The following is a 1,122-nucleotide window of genomic DNA, read 5'->3' on the forward strand; positions in this document are numbered from 1 at the left end:
GGAACGGCTGCGGCCCCACGGCACATGGCACATGGAAAGGAACGACAACCGTGACGACGAACAACCCGACCGACGGAGGAACGACCATGAGCAGCAATGAACTGGCCGGCAAGGTGGCGCTCGTGACCGGCGGCAGCCGGGGCATCGGGGCCGCCATCGCCAGGAAGCTGGCCGCGGCCGGCGCCTCGGTCGCCGTGACCTACGTGCGGGCGGAGGAGCAGGCCCGCGCGGTGGCCAAGGAGATCGAGGCGGCCGGTGGCCGGGCCGCGGTCATCCAGGCCGACCTGACCCGACCGGAGACGGCGGCCCGCGCCGTCGAGCAGACCGTCGCCGAGCTGGGCGGCATCGACATCCTGGTGAACAACGCCGGTTTCCTGGCCTACGGCCCGCTGGGCGAGGTCACCCCGGAGTACCTGGAGAGCGTGCTGGCGGTCGACGTGAAGTCGATCTTCCTGGCCTCGCAGGCCGCGGTGAAGCACATGACCGCGGGCGGCCGGATCATCAGCATCGGCTCCTGCTTCAACGGCCGGGTGCCCGGCGGGAACTTCGTGCTGCAGGCGACCGCGAAGACCGCGCTGGTGGGTCTGACCAAGGGCCTGGCGCGCGAGTTCGGCCCGCAGGGCATCAACGCCACGGTCATCGACCCGGGGCCGATCGACACCGACATGAACCCGGCCGACGGTGAGACCGCCGAGTTCCAGGCCGGCCTGACCGCCCTGGGCCGCTACGGCACGGCGGAGGACATCGCCGCCACCGTGCTCTTCCTGGCGGGCCCGACCGGCAACTACATCACCGGCACGGCGATCGCGGTGGACGGCGGCTACACCGTCTGACGCGGCTTCACCCGAGCCCCCTGCCCGTCACCGCGACGGGCAGGGGGCTCCGTCGTGCCCTGCCCGTCGCAGTGACGGCACCCTGCCCGCATCACCTCGTCCAGGCCCGGAACCGCCCGTCCGACCGCCGGGCCCGGCCGCCCGTACCCCCTATCCGGCGTCCCGCCCGTAGCCCCTTCCCGGCGTCCCGCTCGCGGCCCGTACGAGCCCCGGCAGGAGGATGCGGAAGGGCCCCGGCAGGAGGGACGCGGAAGGGCCCCCGCCACACCTGGAACTCAAGGTGTGGCGG

1 protein-coding gene is annotated in these 1,122 nt (G+C 73.0%); it reads left to right on the plus strand.

Going from position 1 to position 1,122, the window contains the following annotated elements; all coding sequences use genetic code 11:
• Positions 1-86 precede the first annotated feature (86 nt).
• Entirely contained in the window at positions 87-833 is a 747-nt protein-coding gene (locus ACFUEL_RS39865; RefSeq protein WP_380243142.1) for an SDR family NAD(P)-dependent oxidoreductase, read from the plus strand.
• The last annotated feature ends 289 nt before the right edge of the window (positions 834-1,122 follow it).

It is taken from the genome of Kitasatospora sp. NPDC057198, from assembly GCF_042670125.1.
Classification (GTDB): Bacteria; Actinomycetota; Actinomycetes; order Streptomycetales; family Streptomycetaceae; genus Kitasatospora.

Excerpts from the sequence above, each read along its gene's own strand:
- ACFUEL_RS39865 (WP_380243142.1), top strand. The coding sequence starts at position 87 with ATGAGCAGCAATGAACTGGCCGGCAAGGTGGCGCTCGTGACCGGCGGC.